Source organism: Foetidibacter luteolus, from assembly GCF_009650435.1.
In the GTDB taxonomy this organism is placed as follows: Bacteria; Bacteroidota; Bacteroidia; order Chitinophagales; family Chitinophagaceae; genus Foetidibacter; species Foetidibacter luteolus.
The window spans coordinates 127377-143051 of record NZ_VVIP01000028.1 but is presented as its reverse complement, the minus strand read 5'-3'; the positions used below and the strand labels follow the sequence as shown (position 1 = coordinate 143051).

Genomic DNA, 15675 nt, shown 5'->3' with positions numbered 1-15675 from the left:
CTAAAATGAAGGAATTTATAGAAAAACTAAACGCTCCGCACTAAAAGGGACAAGTCAGGAAAAGTACGGTTTTCTCTTTTCTGGCTTCCGTGCTTTAACGGTTTGCGTTTAGTGAATCGTTGTTAGATGAATCTGAAAGAATATGTGTGAAGATGTTGCTTTTTTATTGTAAGGATAGCCGCTTCTACCCCATGTTTCTGGCGCCGAAGGCGGCAGAAACTTAGACTACCCTGCGGGCAAAGTTCAATAGCAATCCCACCGCCCAATGGCTGCCGGATTGCAGCGGAAAGCCCGCAACCACGAGGTACGAGTGGTGAGGACTTGCAGCGAAAAGCCGGGACTGCAGCCGGCTAAAGATTGATAGCTGAAAGCCCCCATGTTTTTAACTACTGCTGCCCTAAAATGTACAATTGAATATTGCTGTTTACATGTACGTTGTGGTTGTTTACCTGCAGGGATTTACATATGGCATCTACATCAACAGTTACATCGAAGTTGAGGGTAACCTCGTCTGTGGCAAGCGGTACTTCGCCGGTGCTCCAGGTGGTTGGGTCGCTCCAGTTGCCAACTTTTACATTAAATACGGGCGGCCTGGGGCATACAATGCTGCTGCTATGTCCGCTTACAATGGTGGCGGTAAAGTTGCTGGCTGAACCCCGGGAGGCTGTAGTGGGCGCAAACGGGTAAAACTCCAGGCTGCTGCCCTGGGTAACCGCGGCTGTATCGCTGGATATGCAGGTAGAAAACCCGTCATCAAACTGCAGTATGCCAAAGTCAAAAGAATCATCCTGTTTGCGGTTCATGAAATTGCCGCCCAGCACATATTTGCCGGCCGCGTTTTTAGTGAGTTGCGGCCTGGTGTAAGCCAACTCCGGTCCTGCATCTGTAATAAACCTTTTTGATCGCAATACATTTCCGTTACCATCTACCACCAGCAGGTGGTTATCAAAATAACGGGAACCGAAAGAACCGGTAAGCCCCATAATAAGGTAATTGCCATTGCCGTAGTCTGTAATGCTGTACGCCAGGTCTGTAAGCCCTTCGCCAATGGTTTTGTGCCACACCAATGTGCCGTCTGATGCAAATTTGCAAAGCAGGTAATCACTTGCCCCGCCGCCGGCGCCTGCCGTTGAGCCCAGCATCAGGAAACCCTTGTCGGCTGTTTCAATAACATCCGCGGCTATATCATCTACCGTACTGCCCATTAGCTTTGACCACAGCAAATTGCCATTGGCATCTATGCGCAACAGGCAGGCATCGTTATCGTTAGAGCTTGTAAGCCCTGTAATAATAAAACCACCACTGGAAACTTCTTTAATAGAGCTGGCCACTACCAGGCCTATATTGCTTACGCCGTAGCTTTTTGTCCATGCAACGGTACCGTCGCTGTTCATTTTTACCACATACAGTTCTATGGTGGGGTTAGTAAACGAAAATTTAAGGGAAGCGCCTGCCAGTATATTGCTGCCATCTTTTGCCAGTATGCCGCAGGTAAAGGCTTCTGCCAACAGGCCCACATATTTTTGCCAGAGAATATTGCCTGTGTTATCGTACTTGGTAACATAGGCTTTTGTAAGCTGTGCGGTTAAATCGCCGCTAAGGTCCGCGTCTGTGCCCACGGTTAAAAAATTACCATCGCTGGTGGGCACTACCTGGTTCCAAACTTTGGGGCCGCTGGTAAAACGTTTGCTCCATTGAGGTGTGCCTGTAGCATCAACCTTTACAACAAAGGCCCTGCCACTGTCGGCAGGTTCGTCCACCGGGCTGGTAGTGCTTCCGCCGGCCAGCACATAACCGCCGTCAGTTGTTTGCATAATGCTGCGGCAATAGTTGGCCTGCTTTTGCTGGCTGCGTACCAATTTAAAGAAAGACTGGGCCTTTAAGTTGATGGTTAGTGATAGCAGAATAACGGTTAAGGCGTTGGCAAGAATAACCAGGTTAATACGGTTCTTTTTCATGCGGAATAACATCTTGTGTTAGAATTGGCGTTACCAGGAAATATTTAAAAATAGGTAATTAACCGGAAATACAAAGGGTAGCTGTAATTGGTTGCAGATAATTAATTTGAATGCAGGAACATTGGTTGTTGCCTGCCTTGATGTTACCTTTTTAGTATCATCCCGCAAAGGGGATTATTTAATTAGTGCCGCCTTCACCGGCATCTTTTAAAGCAGCCTTTATTTTTTGTTTTGACTGTTGCGGTAATTGATGGTGGGTATGTTCATGAAGCTGTTTTGCGTTACGGCGTACAAAGTTCAGTTGCTTTTCAAACAGCCTGCACATGTCGCATAAAGCCAGGTGTAACGCCAGTACCAGCCGCTCTTTAAACGTAAGCTGCCCTTCTTCTTTTTTGCCTAACAGGTAGGTGGCTTGCCTGCAACTTTTTCGCAATTTGCTCATCGTGGCTTTATTTTATGTGTAACCAGTTTTTCTCGAGGCAGGCACGTATATGCAGCTTGGCCCGGTGCAGAAGCACCCAGTAATTTTCCTTGGAGATGGAAAGCGTATCGCAGATTTCATCTGAACCAAGTTCTTCCAGGTATTTTAGTGCGAATACCCGCTGCTGGAATTCTTTAAGCTTACTTTTACACAGGTACAGTATTTTATAAAATTCTTTTCTTTCCATTGTGCCGTGATAATCAATAGGCCAGTTTTGGGGTCTTGTACTTTCTGTCCAATGGTCTGTTTGGTCAAAATATACATCTTCTTCCCCTGTGTTTAGCGGAACGGTAAATTTTGGCTGGCGCCTGTAATAGTCTGTGATTTTGTTCTTACAAATAACGTACAGCCAGGTTTTCTCAGAGGCAAGTTTATTGTAAGTGTCTCTTGCCTTCCAGGCGCTTAAAAAAGTTTCCTGTACAATATCTTCCGCCGCACCAGCGTTGGCTACCCTTGCCATTGCGTAAGTGTACAGTTTGTCTGCATAGTTGTCCACCCATTTGTCAGGCTGTAAAGAAAAGCTATCCTCCATATTTGCCAAAGCTAAATAATCTTTGGGTGCAGCAAAACCTGCCTCCCATGCTTACAGTACAAAACTGTACTGAACATTAAATACAGCGCTGCGGGTAAGGCCATCGGGGCGTACATCCCTGGTAATAAAGGGCGTGGCAGCTACAACTTCCAGTATATTACCATTGGTAAATTTTTTTGTGGCGGCAATGCCTGCATTTAGAGTTAAGCCCGCAGAGCCCTGTAGGGTTGTTCTTTTGCCAAAGCGGTCTTCGTAGCTGTCTTTGCCGGTATGATAGATAGCCAGCAGGTTGGGCTTTATACTAATGGATGCAGCAGCCAACTGTATATAATAGCCTAACCTGGCCAATACATCGCTCTTTCTGCGGAAGTTGTTGGTGGGTGCAAAACCATCGGCTTTCATGCCCATGAATTCATCCGGAAAGAAAGTGTTTTTGTTTCGCTGTATAACCGGTACCTGCAGGCCGCCGTTAATTTCCCATTTGTTGTTTATAATGTAGTTGATGCCTGCAATAAAATCCCAGGTGCCAATGCTGGCCTGGTAATCCAGCGGAAGGGGCTTACCCTGGTATTTGTTGTTGGAGCTGCTTAACGGCGCTTTAATGCCACCCAATAAATTTACCCTTGAGGTTGGCGTATTAACCGCGGCATAAGTGGAGAACACATAAATATCGCCCAGGTTAAAATTGGAGCCCAAAAACCCCGTAGCATAGGCCGCTGTAAGCTTGGTTTGCAGGGCCCATTTTTTACCCAGCCCCGTTTGATATTCGACATAAGGATTGATAATGCTGGTATTTTCCTGGCCAAGCCCATAGCCTGCGCCAATGTTAAGTTGCCTGCTGACTTTGCCGCCGGGGTGGGTGTTATTTTTAAGTACGCCAATACTGCAAAAGCCGGCATCGCTGCAACCTTGTGCACGGGCCTGCATGGCCCCGGTTGCCAGGAGCAAAATAAAGATTACATATTTCATACAATTGGTTTTTTATTTTCTTTCCGCATAGCCAAACAGGTGGTTGTATTGCTGGCAGTGTATAAGGGCGTATTTATAGTCAGCCACTGCCACACCGGCTGGAATATTATACAACTGGTTGCCGCTGGTTGATTTTAAGGAGCCCAGGTTTACAAAGTTTACCGGCTGTATCTCTTTGCTCAGGTACACTTTAAGGTCTGGACCGTTGGTAGAAGTAAAGTTTTCCAGCGATAGTTGGTATTTGCCGGCTGATTTGTAGATTTTGGCAGTGCCGGATACAACACCATACGGCCCGTTAACAAAGCTGCCGGAATCTTTAAGTATTGCGGTAGTGTCTGCATTCTCGTCCAGCGGGGTGGCTGGCGTACTTTCTTTTTTGCAAGCTGCTGCCAGCAGCAGGCATAAGGCAGCGGTTAATAAGTACTTCATAACTGGCTTTTGGCAGTAGATACGTAATAAAGGAGCAAACCTTACAGCCATCAAAGAATTTTTTGCGCCTTGCAACTGTAAGGTGGTTTAGATAACAGTTGTATATGTGTAAGGGATTGGTTTTGAGTAACAGTTGAAATTTGTGTTAACCCCGGCTTGTCATGATGATGGTGGTTACGTAAGGGTAACTCCGGCGAGTAAGGTAGGGTGCAGGTTTATATAATTGCAGTACAGGTACAGTTAATACAACAGTATCCTGATGCTGAAGGATGCTGGTTTTGCTGTTGCGCAAAGCGTTGGTGCACAAGAGTGCGACGCAACGGCAGCCTCATGCTTTTTCTACAGCCGGGCCCAAAAAAATGCCGCTGCATAAACGCTACATTCTTTCAGGTACCTGTATGCCCAGTAATTGCATGCCTTTGCTGAGCGTATAGGCGGTTAGCCTTGCCAACTGCAGGCGAAGGGTTTTCTTTTCGGGAGATTCGGCGTAAACAATCGAATGCTCACTTAGGAATGAATTAAAAATCTTAGCAAGGTTAAAAATATAAATAGCCAGTTTGGAGGGGTCGTGCTCGTTGCCGGCTTCATCCATAACAGCAGGAAACTGTTCCAGCCAGTTAATAACATCCTTTTCCAGCATCAGCAATGTATTTCCTGCGGTGCTGCCTGCAACAGCGTTGGCCGTTTCTTCTTTGCGCAGTATGCTTTTAATACGGGCATGCGTGTATTGTATAAAAGGGCCTGTAAAGCCATGAAAATCTATGCTTTCTTCCGGGTTAAATACCATGCGCTTTTTGGGGTCAACCCGTAGCAGAAAAAATTTCAGGGCACCCAGGCCAATGGTATTGTATAAGGCTTCAAGCTCCGCCGCATTAAAGTCTTTTACTTTTCCCAGTTCTTCTGTTTTTTGCCTTGAAATATTTATCATTTCATCCACCAGGTCGTCCGCGTCAACAACGGTGCCTTCGCGGCTTTTCATTTTGCCGGTAGGCAGCTCCACCATGCCATAGCTCAAGTGATAAATGCCATCGGCAGCGGGCAGTTGCAGCTTTTGCGCAATCAGCTTCAATACCTTAAAATGATAGTTCTGCTCATCACCCACCACGTATATGCTCTGGTCGCACCTGTATTCATCATATTTGTTTACTGCCAGGCCAATATCCTGCGTAATGTAAACAGCAGTGCCGTCTTTTCTGCGCACAATTTTTTCATCAAGGCCATCAGCGGTAAGGTCAATCCAAACGCTGCCATCTTCTTTTTGAAAGAACACACCTTTTGCCAGCCCGCTTTCTACAAGGTCCTTGCCAAGCAGGTAGGTGTTGCTTTCGTAATATACTTTGTCAAAATCAGTCCCTATTCTTTTGTAGGTCTCGTCAAAGCCTGCATATACCCAACTGTTCATTTGCTGCCAAAGTGCCATCACATCAGGCTGGCCTGCTTCCCAGTCAAGCAGCATTTGCTGTGCGGCTTTCATAATAGGGGCTTCTTTTTCGGCCTGTTCTTTTGTAAGTCCTTTGGTAATAAGTTCTTCTGTTTGCCGCTTATACTCGTCGTTAAACTTCACATAGTAGTCGCCCACAAAATGGTCTCCCTTTTGGCCGGTGGTTTGCGGGGTGGCGCCATTGGCAAACAACTGCCATGCAATCATGCTTTTGCAAATGTGAATGCCACGGTCGTTTACAATGCAGGTCTTAACAATGTCAAAGCCGTTGGCTTCCAGTATGGCGGCAATACTCCAGCCTAAAAAGTTATTGCGCAAATGGCCCAGGTGCAAGGGCTTATTGGTATTGGGAGAAGAGTATTCAACCATTACTTTCTGGCCGTTTTTGGGCTTGCGGCCAAAAGATGTGTTACTGTGTTGCTGCTGCAAAAAATTTATCCAGTAACTGTCTGTTACTGAGAGGTTGAGAAAACCCTTAATAACATTAAATGCGGAAAAAAGATGGCTTTCATGCTGCAAAAGATAGCCGCCCAGTTCATTACCCAATGCGTCCGGAGATTTTTTTAGTTGCTTTACAAAAGCAAACAGCACAATGGTGTACTCACCTTCAAACTCTGGTTTGGTGGCATTAACCAATATATCGGCTGGCTTTATATCCAGGTTATATAAACTATTAAAAGCTTTGGCGGCGGCTTCTCTTATTGTAACAGCAACACTCATCTTTCCTAATTTTTGGGATGGCAAAAATAATCAACTCCGCTTCCCGGCAAAATGTTAAGATAAAACGGCATTGTACGGTACACAGGTATCAGCAGCCCGGCATTAAAAACTTTAAAGGTTAACCAGGTCTTGGGCTGTATGTTTTAGCAGTAATGTTGGTTTGTTTTGTAAAGGTTTATATCATTTTTTTACCTCTCTTGTTTTTCAGGCGTTTCTCTTTGGTTGAATTGAACAGTACGAACAGCCATAGGCTTATAATGCACACAATAATAACCACGGCTTTAAAGGATTCGAAATATTTCATCAAATACAATTAAAAAAGTAACCAATCAGTTTATCTCACTATGGTTTCCGGGATAATGAAGCGAGGTTTGGCAAACAGATATTGGGTAGAATTCCAGAAGCGGAATATGAAGGTATAAATTTTATTTAACCTCCATAATTTTTTCTTTCGGTTATATGCTTGTTGTTTAAGTGTTATTCTTTTTTGCTGCTGCAGGCTCGTAATAGTACCAACCTTTTACAGCAAACACCATTTAAGGCGCATGTTCTAAGTACGCAACTATGATACCAGTTTTTAAAGATTCGCTGTCTGCCGGTAAAGTATAACAGCCTGCTTTTGTTTAAAAAGGTAAAAAATGCACGCCGCAACGCCATGCCGTAAAGGAATATTTTCAGGGGGTGCCCCCAAGCTGCGCAAGGGGTCGGGCTTTCCGCTATTACTCCGCCACAGGGCTCTGCTGCAAAGGCTTCAGCGGGGTAACCGCTGCAATCCCTCACCCGCCGGTGCAACACGCTACGGTTTATGTGGCCAGGTGTGTACCACAAAGCGCCCTCATATGTTGTAAAAACTCAGGAAACAAATAAAACCGTAAAAAAAGTTTTGCACAACTAAAATAATTAGTATTTTGCGGCTAAATCAGTTAGTTTATGAGTTATGCCGGAAAAAACCTTCGATACCTGCGTAAACTTCGTGGATGGACGCAGGAAGAATTTGCCAACAAGCTAAAAATAAAACGTTCTCTTGTAGGTGCTTACGAAGAGGAGAGGGCCGAGCCCCGCCTTGATGTGCTTGAATTTATCTGCAGCATGTTTAAGCTAAGTCTTGACGAATTGTTATTGAAAGACCTCAGTGCATCAAAAACCGGCGGCAGTTATCTCGATAAACGCAGGCAGTTAAAAATGGCTTCAGACGCACAGGTAATACATCTTGTGCCGGTAAAAGCCGCGGCAGGTTATCTTGCCGGCTATGCAGACCCGGAATTTATTGACGAGCTAAATACCTTTACCCTGCCCATGCTTGCCCCCGGCCAATACCGCGCCTTTGAAATTGTTGGGGACAGTATGCTGCCCACCCCCAGCGGCAGTGTGATAGTGGGCGAGAAAGTGGATACGGTGGAAGAAGTGAAATCCAACAATACTTACGTGGTTATTTCCAAGAACGAAGGCATTGTTTATAAAAGGGTACTACGCAACAATAAGGTTAGGAACAAGGTAACGCTTGTAAGCGATAATCCCCAGTTTGAGCCATACCAGGTAAATACAGATGATATACTTGAAATGTGGAAAGCGCAAATGATACTTACCAAGGCCAATACCCTGCAACGGTGGGATGTAAATCAACTGGCACATCTCGTAACCGATCTGCAGGAGCAGGTAACCAGCCTTAAGCGCAAAATGAACTAACGTAAAAATACTTCACTGCAATTATTGCATACTTTAGCTATAAATGCTCACGGCACTCCTGAAGGTATTGCAATGCGCATCTGCTACGGTTTTTACATCCGGTGAATAACCACCGCCCATTGCTACTGTTACTGGTATGCTGTGTTGCCTGAGTGTATTAAACACAAATTCATCTCTTAACCGGCAGCCATCCACTGTTACCTGCAGTTTCCCAAACCGGTCTGTTTCCAGTATATCAACACCGGAAAGGTAAAAAGCAAAGTCTGGGTTTACTTTATCAATTAAAGCCGGTAATGTGTTATACAGCAGTTGCAGGTAAGTTGCAGTGTCGGTACCATCCTGCAGCGGGATATCCAGGTCGCTTTTTTCTTTGTGAAAAGGGTAGTTGTGGGCGCCATGCATGCTGAAAGTAAAAACCCTGTCATCGTTTTCAAAAATTTTAGCGGTACCGTTGCCCTGGTGTACATCAAGGTCAATAATAATTATTTGCCGGGCTTGTTTTTGGTGCAGTAAATAATTGGCAGCCACCGCCATATCATTCAGCAGGCAAAAACCTTCGCCGCGGTTGGCATAAGCATGATGGGTTCCTCCTGCAACGTTCAGGGCTACGCCAAACTGTTGGGCATAGCTGCAACAATCAATAGTTCCTTGGGTAATTACCAGTTCCCGTTGTGTAAGCCGTGGTGATTGCGGAAAACCTATCTTGCGTTGCTCCGATGGGCTTAACTGCTGGTTTAGCAGTTTGTCAAGGTATTCTTTCTCATGTGTTAACAAAACCACTTCTTCGCGGCATACTGCCGGCGAAAATAAATTGGTTTCATTAATTGTTCCTTCATGCAATAACTGCCCGGCAATCAATTCATACTTCAGCATGGGAAAACGGTGGCCTTCCGGTAAAGGGTGTGCGTATAACTGGTTGTAAGCTATTTTTACCATGCGGATGTTTTATTGCACTTACTAAACAACTACAGGGGCATAATGTTGCCATTCACTATGGCAAACACATTTTCATTTTCTTTACGCCTTATCATGTACATGCCTGTAAAGGCGCTAAAAGCGGGCAATACCGCATGTGAAGCTGTAAAATAAAAGCAGGGAAAGCTTAGTGCCTGCCTGCTGCCCCCTCTTACTGTAATACCGGGGTGAATATGCCCGCAGAAATAATAACTATCTTTTCCGGTATTTTTTTCGCAGAGTACGGGGTCGTGCACAAAGGAAAATTGCTGTACCTGCAGCATTTCATCAGTAACGTGTATGCCGGCAGCAGCGTAATACACATCCTGCAGTATATCATGGTTGCCCTTTACCAGGTGGATGGAAAGCTGCGATACATCCGTGCGCCAGCGGCTGAACAAATCCACCTCTTTATTGGCTTTGCTGTGAAACATGTCACCAACAATAATCAATTGTTCAGCCTTGTAGTGCTGGATGATGGAGAAAAGGCGGTGAAGGTCATCCTTGTACACATTCTGTGGCACAGCAATGCCGCTTTTCCTGAAATGCCCGGTCTTGCCCAGGTGAAGGTCGCTTACAATTAAAGCCTGTTGCTCTTCCCAATAGATGGCCCGCTGCGGCAACAACCAAAATGCGTTGTTATGAATATTGTGCTTAACCGGTAAAAACATAAGGGCTGCAAATATAAATTTGATTATGGCAGTATGCTGCCATTATTATTTAATTTCATCCCAATAATTTTATAGCATGGTTAAGAAAAAACTTGTGGTGTTAACGGGTGCAGGCATTAGTGCAGAAAGCGGCCTTAAAACCTTTCGCGATAGTGATGGCCTTTGGGAAGGATATGATATAGAAGATGTAGCAACGCCCCGTGGCTGGCGCAAAAATCCGCAATTGGTGCTGGATTTTTACAATTACCGCAGGAAAGAAGTTGCCAAAGCGCAGCCCAATGCAGCGCATGTTGGACTTGCAGCATTGCAGGATGATTTTGATGTGAAGATAATAACCCAAAATATAGATGACCTGCATGAAAGGGCAGGCAGCAAGAGCATACTGCACCTGCATGGCGAAATTTTTAAGATGCGCAGCGAGATTGATGAAGAGCGCCTGTATGATATAAGGGATGATATAAAGCTTGGCGATACCGCAGAGGACGGCGGACAGTTACGCCCGGCCATCGTTTGGTTTGAGGAGGCTGTGCCGATGATTGAACCAGCCGCCGAACTTGCGGCCGCCGCAGACATATTCGTGGTGGTGGGCACATCGCTGGTGGTTTATCCGGCCGCAGGCCTGGTAAATTATGCACCACGGCATTGCCCTAAATTTATTGTTGACAAAAAAATACCCTACAATTCATCCTTCTATAATGTTACCAGCATAGAGAAGCCTGCAACGGAGGGTGTTGCTGAATTAAGGGAACTACTAAAGAAATTCCTGTAAATATTATTCCTTTTCCCCGCCGTGTGCACCATAAAAGATAACCCAGGTAGCAAAGTCGGCGGTAAAGTTTTCAAAGCGGTGCTCAACGCCGGCAGGCACAAACAATACATCGCCGGTTTTGCAGGGCACAGTTTGGCCGGCGCGGAAGAAAGTGCCGGAACCGCTTGCTATCACATATAACTCATCCTGCTTGTGAGGCGTTTGCAGGTCAACTTTATCTGGGGCGTAATACTCCACGCTCATCGTGCCATTTTGCATTACGGTTGTAAACCGGTGTCCTGTTTCCCGGGATAATTGGGCTGCCGCTTCTTCGATAGTTACTGTGAAGTTTTTCATGCATGTTGGTTTAAGAATAGCGAAACTGTGTACGCTGGTTATCTGTTGTGCAGTATGACAAAGCCGGGAAGATGATTGCTGCATAGCGGATAACGAGTATCCCGCAATGCTGCGGGCCAATGTCATTAAGTTAAGCTGTCAGCCTGAGCCTGTCGAAGGCGGATTAGTGAAAAATGACTTGTATAACCGGTTTCGACAAGCTCAACCTGACATTCGTTTCCTTAACTTAATGAGATTGTGCTGTGGGATGCAGAATCAGTTGTTGCGTAAAGCGGTAGAGCACAAGAGTGCGACGCAAGGGACGCCTCATAGATGTACCCAAAGCCGGGCTCATAAAAATTTCTTTTCAGCCAACGGGGCCTCAGTCTTCATACTCTATAAACAATATGTCGTGCAGGGCCAGTTCCTGCAGAACGGGTTCGTAAATGGATGGAGCGGTAGGAATGTGCAACCCGGTAGCCGTAATGATGCCCTGCAAAATAAGTTTTGCCGCGATGCCAAGGGGCAGCCCTACCGTTTTGGCCATAGCCGTATGCACCGCGTTTTTACCCTTAACTACAAGGCTGCTACGCAGGCTTCTGGGTGTGTTGTGCAGCAGGTATTCAAATTCATGCAGCATAACAATCATGTCTTTATCGTGCGGCTGCAATGCCAGTTTTGTTTCCAGTATAAACTGCATAACATCCGCCGCGCTGCACAAGCCTTTATTAATAAGGGTTTCATCGTTCATGCCCAGGAACATCAATTGCTCCATAACCAATTTAGTAGTGTACATGTGCGCCGCCGCAGCTTCTGATGCGGTATTTTTTACATCTTCCAGCGTAAGGTTGCAAAGGTTGCCTTTTTCATCTACCACCATCATTTCCTTACGTACTTCTTCATCCTCGCTAAGGGCTATTTCCATTAACCGCTCTAAAGAGTGCATCAGCAGTTTTGTGGTTTTAAGTGTGCCTGCCAGCATATCACGAAACCATTCGGCAAAACCATTGTTTTCAAAATGAGTTTTAAAAAATGTTTTGAGGGGCATGCCATCCGTATCATATACTTTTTCTTCACTGGTTAAATGCAGGTCAACTACATTCTTCCATCCAAAACAAAATTCGGGGTGTCGCAAAGTGGTACGTATAAAAGTTGATGCCTGCTGCAGGCCGTACAGCGGTATATAGCTTAAAGAATCTCTGTTGGGATAAAATGAGTAACTTCTTAACCCCGGCACATCTACCCGGTTGGTAAAGTCGAAAAGCTGCTGGTATGTTTTGGTGGTTTCTATACCGTTCTCTTTATATCGGGCGCCGGCTTTGCCTGCCAGAACAATGTTCCTGGGGTTCCAGCTAACCTTATAACGCCAGGGGTTGTCATCGCTTTCCGGTGCGGTTAAACCGCCGCAGTGTGATTTAAACGAGGTTATTACGCCGCCCTGCTGCTTAATCTTATTAACCAGTTGCATGGCGCTCATGTGGTCAATGCCGGGGTCAAGCCCCATTTCGCATAAGAAGAGCAGGTTTTTCTGCTTAATCTCTGCGGCCAGTTTTTGCATGTTCTCATCCACGTAAGAAGCTGTGAGGAAATGTTTGTTAAACTGCAGGCAATCTGCTGCTAACAGGTGGTGCAATACCGGCGGCATAAGGGAAATTACAAGGTCTGCCTGTTGCACCAGGGCCCTGCGTTCTGCCTCATTGCCAATGTTTACTTCAACCGCTTTAGCGCCAGGCTGGTTGCCGGTTTTTTCTTTAGCAGCCTGCAGGTTACTGTCTGCCACCACCAGCGCCCAACCCTGTTCTTCAATGGTTTTCTTCAGGTAGTCTATCAACACCGTGGCAGATTTGCCTGCACCAAAAACAAGTATGGATTTCATTGCTGTTATCAACTTTAATCATAAGAAATTTATCGCCATGCCTGCTGCATTGCAACAAAAGAAAATTCCCTTGAAATTTATGCCATGTAAGTTAATTGGTTTCTAAGATAAGTTTTTATAACAGGTAATAAAACCACCTTTAACCTGTGGGCTGCAGCGTGGGCGTTAAGAAAAAACAGGGTTTGCCCCCAAGCTATCGCAAGGGGTCGGGCAGAACTGCGTTCGCAACCTTCGTCAAAGCAACATTTAGTTGCTTTTCCTCGCTTGTGCTATTACTCCGGCACAAAAGCCCTGCTGCGATGGCTTCACCGGGGTAACCGCTTCAATCCCTCACCCGGCGGTTATACCTGTTGCTGCTTTTGCAGGGCTGCTTTCAGGGCAGTCAAAGCCCTGCTTTTCCGCTGGCCAAAAGCCTGGTGATAGTGGCCGTTGCCGGCACGGCTATTAGCTGTTATGGCCAACTTTCCCTATTTTGCCTTCAAAATACCCTTAAGTGAACAGGTACGATAATTTGATACACGATTTTTTGCTGGCTAACAAAGCTGTTTCGCTGGAGAAGGTGGGTGACTTTACGGTTACCGGCGAACCCTTTGTAAGCGATGCCAATACTTTTACCAGCGTTCCTAAAATAGATTTTGTTTACAATAAAAAAGCCGAAACAACACCGGCCTTGATTGATTATATAGCGGATAACCTGCGCAAGCCCAAGCCGCTGGTAGCAGCCGATATAGAATCTTACCTGATTGAAACAAAGCAATGGATTAATATAAGCAAATCTTATATGCTTGAAGGGCTTGGTGAGCTGGTGCTGGATAACAACAACCAGCTATCCTTTAAGCAGCAGGTACGCAGTGCGGCAAAAGAAGAAGAGAGCAGGCGCCGGTATAAGGCAGAAAGGGCTGAAAGCCAGGCCGGCAGCCGCAGCCAAAAACGCGGGGGTGTTTTTGCCCTGGCTGTAATTATTATACTGCTAATACTTGCCGGCGCCGGATGGGGTGTTTACAGCATGTTTTTTAGCAAAGGCAAAACAGTTGACACCGACAATGCTTTGCCATCTGTAACGCCGGATTCGGCCGTAACATCGCCTCCATTGCACGATACGCTGCCCAGGGCAGACAGCGCTATACAACCTGACAGCGTTAGCCTTAAGCCTGCTGCAGGTACCGCCCGTTATAAGTTTATTTACGATGTAACCCTTAACAGGCAAAGCGCCGTAACCCGCACAGAGGCGTTGCTGGCTGCCGGCAGCAATGCAGCGTTTGACAGCCTGGTAAACGGCACAGCTATCCGGTACAGGCTATATATTGATACGACCATTCAATTGTCAGATACCTCCCGTGTGCGGGATTCGCTGGGGGCGAGGCTAAAAACAAGGATAATGATGAGAAAATTTTAGCAATCAGTAGAGTGGGTTTCACATCATATATCCCACATCGTACATCCCACATCGTAACATGAACTACGTTATTACACATACCACCGAATACAACTACAGGGAGCCGGTTAGTTTTTGCCACAACATTGCCAGGCTGGCGCCACGTAATACCATGCGGCAAACCAAGCAGGGCTTTGGTATAAAAATATCGCCACAGCCGGAAGTGATTAACCACTACGATGATTTTTTTGGCAACCATGTTACTTATTTTGCCGTACAGAGGGAGCACCGTAAACTCAGCATAACTGTATCTTCTGAAGTTAGCATACATAGCAACAGCAACTACGAAATTGACCTGTTTCGCAACACCTCCTGGGAGGAAGCATTAACACAGATGAACGAAGCGAGGCCCGAGCTTTTTGAGCCCCGGCAGTTTATTGCGGATACTGCGTTTACTACCCCCGATGCAGAGATTGCCGCCTATGCCATGCGTTCCTTTACGGCCGGGCGCCCGCTGTTTGAAGCAGCGCAGGATTTAATGCGCCGCATTCACCACGATTTTGAATTTAAACCAGGCTTTACCATTATCGCCACACCTTTAACCGTTGTAATGCGGGAACGCAAAGGTGTTTGCCAGGATTTTGCCCACCTGGCCATCGCCTGCATAAGGGCTATGGGTTTACCAGCCCGTTACATGAGCGGCTATATTGAAACACTGCCACCCGAAGGCAAAGAAAAACTTACCGGTGTAGATGCTTCTCATGCCTGGTTTGCCGTGTACATTCCGGGGATGGGCTGGGCAGAGTTCGACCCCACCAACAACCAGGTGCCCGGCGACCAGCACATTACCATTGGCTGGGGCAGGGATTACGGTGATATAGCGCCCCTGAAAGGCGTACTCTTCAGCAGCAGCAGCCAGCAATTGAAAGTGCAGGTAGATATAAGAAGGGTATAGAGGCAGGCACCGGTTTAAGTACATGTACAGAGCGGTAATGTTTAGCCGGCTTTGGGCACGGTGTTTATGCTGCGCATAAAAAGATGATTTTTATTTGGGGCTCTCAGCAGTAGATACCCTGGCCGGTACTGTTGTCCGGGCTATCCGCTGCAAGTCCTCACCACCTGTGCTAAGGCTCCGGTGGTTGCGGGCTTTCCGCTTCTATCCCGCAGCCCAATGTCATTAAGTTAAGCCCCATCGGGGCTTCCTGTTTGTAGAAACAAAATCATTTAGATGCACGGATGCCACGGAGTGGCTACCCAATCGTTGCTTAAGGGTAGCCGCTATGCGGCATAATTCCCTTGTTGTATGCTATTTCTACAAACATGTAGCACCTATGGCGCAAAGAACAAAGTCTTTCTTCATTAACTTAATGACGTTGTTCCGCAGCCATCAGGCTATTGGAATGTTATTCAGCAGGGCCCCGGTTGAACATCATTTGAAGGCCACAACAGAATAATATGAATGGTTTGTTACATAGCAAGGTATAAACAGCAGGTACTTC

At 46.2% G+C, this 15675-nt stretch carries 14 protein-coding genes; 4 read left to right on the top strand and 10 right to left on the bottom strand.

Going from position 1 to position 15675, the window contains the following annotated elements; all coding sequences use genetic code 11:
- Nucleotides 1-386: 386 nt before the first annotated feature.
- From F0364_RS08215 to argS, 6 genes are all read right to left on the bottom strand, one after another.
- A complete protein-coding gene (locus tag F0364_RS08215) occupies nt 387-1958 on the bottom strand; it encodes a PQQ-binding-like beta-propeller repeat protein (protein ID WP_153797289.1) in 1572 nt (523 codons plus the stop codon).
- A gap of 178 nt (nt 1959-2136) precedes the next feature.
- Entirely contained in the window at nt 2137-2400 is a 264-nt protein-coding gene (locus F0364_RS08210) for an anti-sigma factor family protein (protein ID WP_153797288.1), read from the bottom strand.
- Between the two features lie 7 nt (nt 2401-2407).
- Nucleotides 2408-2971 carry a sigma-70 family RNA polymerase sigma factor gene (locus tag F0364_RS08205; RefSeq protein ID WP_153797287.1) on the bottom strand — a complete coding sequence of 188 codons (564 nt, stop codon included), beginning with the start codon at nt 2969-2971 and terminating at the stop codon, nt 2408-2410.
- A gap of 51 nt (nt 2972-3022) precedes the next feature.
- A complete protein-coding gene (locus F0364_RS08200; protein ID WP_153797286.1) occupies nt 3023-3940 on the bottom strand; it encodes a hypothetical protein in 918 nt (305 codons plus the stop codon).
- Between the two features lie 12 nt (nt 3941-3952).
- Nucleotides 3953-4369, bottom strand: coding sequence for a DM13 domain-containing protein (locus tag F0364_RS08195; protein WP_207632568.1), 417 nt, complete (start codon nt 4367-4369; stop codon nt 3953-3955).
- Between the two features lie 376 nt (nt 4370-4745).
- A complete protein-coding gene (gene argS / locus F0364_RS08190) occupies nt 4746-6530 on the bottom strand; it encodes an arginine--tRNA ligase (protein ID WP_153797284.1) in 1785 nt (594 codons plus the stop codon).
- 930 nt (nt 6531-7460) lie between these two features.
- Here argS and F0364_RS08185 point away from each other — a divergent pair.
- The gene (locus F0364_RS08185) at nt 7461-8216 is read left to right on the top strand and encodes an XRE family transcriptional regulator (RefSeq protein ID WP_153797283.1); all 756 of its coding nucleotides are present in this window, start codon (nt 7461-7463) and stop codon (nt 8214-8216) included.
- Between the two features lie 33 nt (nt 8217-8249).
- On the opposite strand, the gene F0364_RS08180 is transcribed toward F0364_RS08185, so the two are convergent.
- The gene (locus F0364_RS08180) at nt 8250-9152 is read right to left on the bottom strand and encodes a histone deacetylase family protein (protein ID WP_153797282.1); all 903 of its coding nucleotides are present in this window, start codon (nt 9150-9152) and stop codon (nt 8250-8252) included.
- Between the two features lie 29 nt (nt 9153-9181).
- Nucleotides 9182-9841, bottom strand: a complete 660-nt coding sequence (gene pdeM, locus F0364_RS08175) for a ligase-associated DNA damage response endonuclease PdeM (protein ID WP_153797281.1) — start codon at nt 9839-9841, stop codon at nt 9182-9184.
- Between the two features lie 76 nt (nt 9842-9917).
- Between pdeM and F0364_RS08170 the strand changes: the two genes are divergently transcribed.
- Nucleotides 9918-10610 (top strand): Sir2 family NAD-dependent protein deacetylase, encoded by a 693-nt coding sequence (locus F0364_RS08170; protein WP_153797280.1) that lies wholly within the window; start codon nt 9918-9920, stop codon nt 10608-10610.
- A gap of 3 nt (nt 10611-10613) precedes the next feature.
- Here F0364_RS08170 and F0364_RS08165 read toward each other — a convergent pair whose 3' ends face one another.
- Both F0364_RS08165 and F0364_RS08160 read right to left on the bottom strand, forming a co-directional pair.
- Nucleotides 10614-10946, bottom strand: coding sequence for a cupin domain-containing protein (locus F0364_RS08165; protein ID WP_153797279.1), 333 nt, complete (start codon nt 10944-10946; stop codon nt 10614-10616).
- Between the two features lie 361 nt (nt 10947-11307).
- Entirely contained in the window at nt 11308-12801 is a 1494-nt protein-coding gene (locus F0364_RS08160) for a saccharopine dehydrogenase C-terminal domain-containing protein (protein WP_153797278.1), read from the bottom strand.
- A 493-nt stretch (nt 12802-13294) separates the two neighbouring features.
- Here F0364_RS08160 and F0364_RS08155 point away from each other — a divergent pair, with 493 nt between their 5' ends.
- Complete coding sequence (locus F0364_RS08155) at nt 13295-14197, top strand: hypothetical protein (RefSeq protein ID WP_153797277.1); 903 nt, start codon at nt 13295-13297, stop codon at nt 14195-14197.
- A gap of 58 nt (nt 14198-14255) precedes the next feature.
- Nucleotides 14256-15131, top strand: a complete 876-nt coding sequence (locus F0364_RS08150) for a transglutaminase family protein (protein WP_153797276.1) — start codon at nt 14256-14258, stop codon at nt 15129-15131.
- Nucleotides 15132-15675 lie beyond the last annotated feature (544 nt).

Coding starts and splice junctions, on each gene's coding strand:
- F0364_RS08210 (WP_153797288.1), bottom strand. CDS start 2,400: ATGAGCAAATTGCGAAAAAGTTGCAGGCAAGCCACCTACCTGTTAGGC.
- F0364_RS08185 (WP_153797283.1), top strand. CDS start 7,461: ATGAGTTATGCCGGAAAAAACCTTCGATACCTGCGTAAACTTCGTGGA.
- F0364_RS08180 (WP_153797282.1), bottom strand. CDS start 9,152: ATGGTAAAAATAGCTTACAACCAGTTATACGCACACCCTTTACCGGAA.
- F0364_RS08205 (WP_153797287.1), bottom strand. CDS start 2,971: ATGGAGGATAGCTTTTCTTTACAGCCTGACAAATGGGTGGACAACTAT.
- F0364_RS08195 (WP_207632568.1), bottom strand. CDS start 4,369: ATGAAGTACTTATTAACCGCTGCCTTATGCCTGCTGCTGGCAGCAGCT.
- F0364_RS08150 (WP_153797276.1), top strand. CDS start 14,256: ATGAACTACGTTATTACACATACCACCGAATACAACTACAGGGAGCCG.
- F0364_RS08170 (WP_153797280.1), top strand. CDS start 9,918: ATGGTTAAGAAAAAACTTGTGGTGTTAACGGGTGCAGGCATTAGTGCA.
- argS (WP_153797284.1), bottom strand. CDS start 6,530: ATGAGTGTTGCTGTTACAATAAGAGAAGCCGCCGCCAAAGCTTTTAAT.
- F0364_RS08215 (WP_153797289.1), bottom strand. CDS start 1,958: ATGAAAAAGAACCGTATTAACCTGGTTATTCTTGCCAACGCCTTAACC.
- F0364_RS08165 (WP_153797279.1), bottom strand. CDS start 10,946: ATGAAAAACTTCACAGTAACTATCGAAGAAGCGGCAGCCCAATTATCC.
- F0364_RS08200 (WP_153797286.1), bottom strand. CDS start 3,940: ATGAAATATGTAATCTTTATTTTGCTCCTGGCAACCGGGGCCATGCAG.
- pdeM (WP_153797281.1), bottom strand. CDS start 9,841: ATGTTTTTACCGGTTAAGCACAATATTCATAACAACGCATTTTGGTTG.
- F0364_RS08160 (WP_153797278.1), bottom strand. CDS start 12,801: ATGAAATCCATACTTGTTTTTGGTGCAGGCAAATCTGCCACGGTGTTG.